This is a genomic window from Azospirillum sp. B506 (assembly GCF_000333595.1).
Taxonomy (GTDB): domain Bacteria; phylum Pseudomonadota; class Alphaproteobacteria; order Azospirillales; family Azospirillaceae; genus Azospirillum.
The window spans coordinates 1-4,172 of the sequence record NZ_BADK01001088.1; the positions used below are offsets into that span (position 1 = coordinate 1).

5 protein-coding genes and 2 pseudogenes are annotated in these 4,172 nt (G+C 72.5%); 3 read left to right on the forward strand and 4 right to left on the reverse strand.

What is annotated here, in order from left to right; translation table 11 throughout:
- Nucleotides 1-371 (reverse strand): annotated as a pseudogene (locus I71_RS33565) (hypothetical protein); the annotation flags it as partial.
- A 26-nt stretch (nt 372-397) separates the two neighbouring features.
- On the opposite strand from I71_RS33565, the pseudogene I71_RS36710 reads away from it, so the two are divergent.
- The 3 genes and pseudogenes from I71_RS36710 to I71_RS33575 form a co-directional block, all read left to right on the forward strand.
- Nucleotides 398-580, forward strand: a pseudogene (locus I71_RS36710) (cobyrinic acid a,c-diamide synthase); the annotation flags it as partial.
- A 19-nt stretch (nt 581-599) separates the two neighbouring features.
- Nucleotides 600-2,477: a hypothetical protein gene (locus I71_RS33570; RefSeq protein WP_042704509.1), complete on the forward strand. Its 1,878-nt coding sequence runs from the start codon at nt 600-602 to the stop codon at nt 2,475-2,477.
- Nucleotides 2,474-2,827 (forward strand): hypothetical protein, encoded by a 354-nt coding sequence (locus I71_RS33575; protein WP_042704511.1) that lies wholly within the window; start codon nt 2,474-2,476, stop codon nt 2,825-2,827. Before I71_RS33570 ends, I71_RS33575 begins: the two co-directional genes overlap by 4 nt.
- 6 nt (nt 2,828-2,833) lie before the next feature.
- Here the strand turns inward: I71_RS33575 and I71_RS33580 are convergent, their stop codons facing one another.
- The 3 genes from I71_RS33580 to I71_RS33590 all read right to left on the reverse strand — a co-directional run.
- A complete protein-coding gene (locus I71_RS33580) occupies nt 2,834-3,283 on the reverse strand; it encodes a diheme cytochrome c (RefSeq protein WP_042704513.1) in 450 nt (149 codons plus the stop codon).
- 10 nt (nt 3,284-3,293) lie between these two features.
- Nucleotides 3,294-3,716, reverse strand: coding sequence for a DUF1924 domain-containing protein (locus I71_RS33585; RefSeq protein ID WP_042704515.1), 423 nt, complete (start codon nt 3,714-3,716; stop codon nt 3,294-3,296).
- Nucleotides 3,713-4,172, reverse strand: a 460-nt coding sequence (locus I71_RS33590; RefSeq protein ID WP_042704516.1) for a hypothetical protein, incomplete at its 5' end; no start/stop codon positions are given. The genes I71_RS33585 and I71_RS33590, both read right to left, overlap by 4 nt.

The following is a 4,172-nucleotide window of genomic DNA, read 5'->3' on the forward strand; positions in this document are numbered from 1 at the left end:
CGGCACGATCCGTCCACCAGATCGAAGCAGCCCTGGGCGATGCCACCGCCGCTGTCGATGTCGAGGCAGACGGCGCGGACGTCCGGATCGGCGAAGGCGTGCGCCAGCTGAAAGCGCAGCCCGTCATAGCCGGTGGCCCAGCTGCCGCCGATGTATCCCAGCTTGGGCACCAGCAGGCCGGCGACCGACAGCACCGCCACGCCCTGGTCGACCTCGTAGGGCCGGCGCGTGCCGTTGACCTCGCCCAGCCGGGTGCAGCCGGCCGGCAGCTCGGCCCCGGCGCGGTTCGCCTCGGTCAGCCGCACCAGGCGGGCAGCAGCCGTCTCGGCCCAGGCTGGGGCCACCAGCACGGGCTGCATCGTCTTCAACATGTCAGGGGGACTCCGTCAGGCGCCGGCTCCTGAAGGCCTGCCAGAATTTCCTGAAATACAAGCCGGCGCTGGCGGGCATCATCCGCCGCGACCTGAAGGTGCGCGACGCCATCCGCAACCAGACCCCGCTGCTGACCCGTTCGCCCGCCAGCGACGCGGCCCGCGACGTCGAGGCGATCGTGCAGCGGCTGCTCGCCAGCGCCAAGTAGCCGGGCGGGATAAGCGGGCATGGGCGGGGCAATCCCACCATCGGTCACGCCGGCCGCCGCCACCGCCGCGGCAGCCCCCGCCGCGCCCGCTCCCGTCACGGCCGCCGTCACCGTTGGGGCGACGATTGTCCAGCTTCCCGAACGGCTGCCGGAGGTGACCCGCCCCGTGGTGCTGACCGGCACCGTCGCCGGCCAGACGCCGGAGGGGCTGACCCGCGTGCGCACAGCGGCGGGTGAACTGCTGCTCGACAGCGCAGCGGATCTGCCGGCCGACAAGCCGGTCACCGTGCAGATCACGCCGGGCAATACAGCACCGACCTCTTCCCCCACCACCGCCCTGACGGCGAAGCCGACGGCACTGATCCTGCTTCAATCGCTGGGAAGCGCGGCAACGCCCTCCACTGGCAGCGTCCCGCAAGCCCCGACGGGCGGAAACGCTGCCGGACCTGCCGTCCTGTTGCCCACCCCGACCCAAACCACGGTCCCGGCCAACCTACCGCCGCTGATGCCGGGCACCATCGTGCCGGCCCTGGTGCTGGCCGGCGGTTCCGGCGCCAAACTGCCGATGTCTGCCGCCCCTCCGCCACCGGGCGCGCCCGCGGCAGCCGGAGCACCCGCCGCCGACCCGCCGGCCGGAGCGGCGAAGCCCGAGGCGCCGGCCGGCGGAACCCCGACGGCGCCCTCCGCCGGGTCGCCGATGCCCGCCCCGACCATGGGCGGCGGCAGCGCCACCTTCGGCACGCCGGTCCAACTGGGCGGCGACGCGGCCCATCCAGGCGCCGAGACTCCCTCGGCTCCCGCTTCGCCGGCTTCCACCCCACCCGATGAGACCGCCGGCAATCCCGAGCCGCCCGATCTTCCGCGCGGCGCCACGGTCGCGCTGAAGATCCTGACCGTCACCCCGCCACCGCAGCAGCAGCCTCGCCCGTCCGGCGATGCCGAGGCCGGCGGCCGCAACGGGCAGGCGGCGAACCAGCATGGCCAGCCGCAGGCCGGCGGGCTGCCCGCCCCCGAGCCGGACGACGCCGCGCTGCCACCCGACACCCCCGTCCTGCGCGGCACGGTGGCCGGCAGCACGCCGCAGGGACAACCGATTCTGGCGACCAGACAGGGCATGCTGGCGCTGAACGTCCCGGCAAGCCTGCCGAAGGGAGCGACGGTGACGGCGGCGCTGACCGACCTCGCCCGCGCCACCCAGGCGGCAGCCCCCGCCCTGCCCGGCCCGCCGGGGCCGCTGGACGGGCGCGACTGGCCGGCGATGCGGCAACTGATGGCGACGCTGGCGGCGGCCGATCCGGCGCTCGCCAAGTCGATGCTGGCGACCATGCCGCAGCCGAACCGCAAGCTGACGGCGGCCCTGGGCTTCTTCCTGTCGGCGATGCGCGGCGGCGACGCCCAGGGCTGGCTGGGCGACGATGCGGCCTCCGCCCTCGACAAGGCGGGGCGCCGCGACCTGCTGGAGCGTCTGGAAAAGGACTTCGACGGCCTGCGCCGCGAGGCGGCCGAGCCACTGCCGGGCGACTGGCGCAGCTACACGATCCCGCTGATGGACGCCAACGGGCCGAAGCCGATCAAGCTGCACGTCCATCCGCTGAAGGACGACGAGGAGACCGGCGGCAAGGAGCGCTCGAAGCCCGGCAGCGCTTTGTTCATGGATCTCGACCTCAGCCGCTTCGGGCCGATGCAGCTGGACGTTCTGGTGCGGCCCAACCATTTCGACCTGATCCTGGGCAGCCACGGTGCCCTGCCGCCGGACCTGCGGGTGGAGCTGATCCAGGTCTTCGCCGACAGCGTGCGGGCCGTCGGCTACACCGGCGGCCTGTCCTTCCAGTCGGGCGCGCGCAGCTGGGTGAAGCTGACCCGCGCCGGCCAGGCCGGGCTGGGGGTGTCGGCATGAGGCGGGAGCGCCTGTCCACCCGCCCCTCCCCCGACGCCCGTCATGACTTCCTGATGGAGCTGAGCGGCGCGCCGCAGCCGGGGGTTCGGCTGATCCTGCGGCTGGTGCCCGACCTGCTGGTGCCCGACCCGGCGTCGGTCGTCGCCTATCTGGCGGAGTTCAGCGGCTTCCCCAACGGTCTGGAGGCGCTGGCCGTCGCCATCCTCGACGACCTCAACAACGAGCTGGTCCCGCGCTGGGTCGAGGTGGCGGTGGAGAGCGATGTCCCCCTGCCCCACCGGGTGGTGATCGAGGACCGGCAGCCGACCTGGGACAATCCGCGGCTGCTGGGACGGCTGCGGCCGCTCTGATAAGGCTCAATCGTCCTCGTACAGTCCCTGCGCCGCCGTCCGGTGGCAGGCCTCGCAGTTGCTTTTGGCGCCGACCTCCCTGCGGCTCCAGATCGACGGGGCGAAGTCGTGCTTGCGCAGCCACCAGCGCTGTTCGGTGATGCGGATCAGGCGTCCGTCGCCGCTTCCGGCATTCTGCGTCAGGTAGCCCCGGATCGCCGCGGCGATGTCGGCCGGCAGGCTGGCAGACTCGCCGAAATGGTCCTGAAGGCCGTCCATGATGCGGGTCCAGGACGCCGCTGGCAGCAGGCCCGGCTGAAAGGCCATATGGCACTCGCCGCATTCCTTGCGGGTGGCGGCGTCGGCGACGGGAAGCACCCGCTCGAATTCGCTGGCGACCGCCGCTCCGGCGGCGAGGGCCAGCATGGCGAACGCAGCAATACCGGTCAGCGCGCGGAAATTCGGATCGGAGGTCATCGGCTGCTCGCTATCGGTTCGAGAGGAAAGTGATGAAGTCGCCCTTTTCCCGCGCGGTGCAGGCGCGGCCGAGGACGTTGACGCAGTCGCGCTCGAACCGCTTTTCCACCTCGGCGGGATCGGTGAAGCGCTTGGGGTTGGCGGACACCGCCATCGGCAGGATGTCGCGCCCGGTCTTGTAATGGCGGCCGGTCCCGGCCGGGTCGCGGGTGTGGCAGCTGGCGCAGGCCGGGGTGTCGGCCACCTTGCCGCCGGCATGCGGGCCAAGATAGAGCGCGCGTCCACGCTCCGCCGAGAAACCGGTGAAGTCGGGCGCTTTGGCCTGGGCGGCGTAGCCGTCGAGGATGCGCGCCCGTTCAGGATCGCCGGAGGCGGCCAGCGCGACGCCGGCGCCGAACGCCACTGTGGCGGCGAGAAGAAGGATCGTTTTCATGAAATCACCCGTTTGGTCGGGCTTGAGCGCCACGCCGTCAGGCGCAACGCAAGGCCGGGTGGCAACCGCTTGAGGCCATGCAGTGCGAAGACCAGGGCGATGTGCGCCAGGATCAGCGGGAGAGCGGCCTCGCCGATCTCCTTGTGCAGATGCTCGGCCGTGACGAAGAAGTCGGCGACGGCGCCGGTCGCTGCCGCCAGCCCGACGCCGGCCAGGAGGGCGGCGGCCATCCAGGCGGTCAGCGGGCTGCGTTCGCTGCGGGCCTTCGCGTCGCCGGCGAACAGCCGGCCGAGCCATCCCGTCACCGCCGTGACGGAGGGCCGCGGCAGGCGCAGCGGGCTTCCCGCCGGAGCCAGCGCGCCGGCCGCCACACGCAGAACGATGGCGGCCAGAACGGCATAACCCGAAAAGACATGCATGCCGTAGGTGTCCTCATCGCCGGTCAGGTAGGCGACG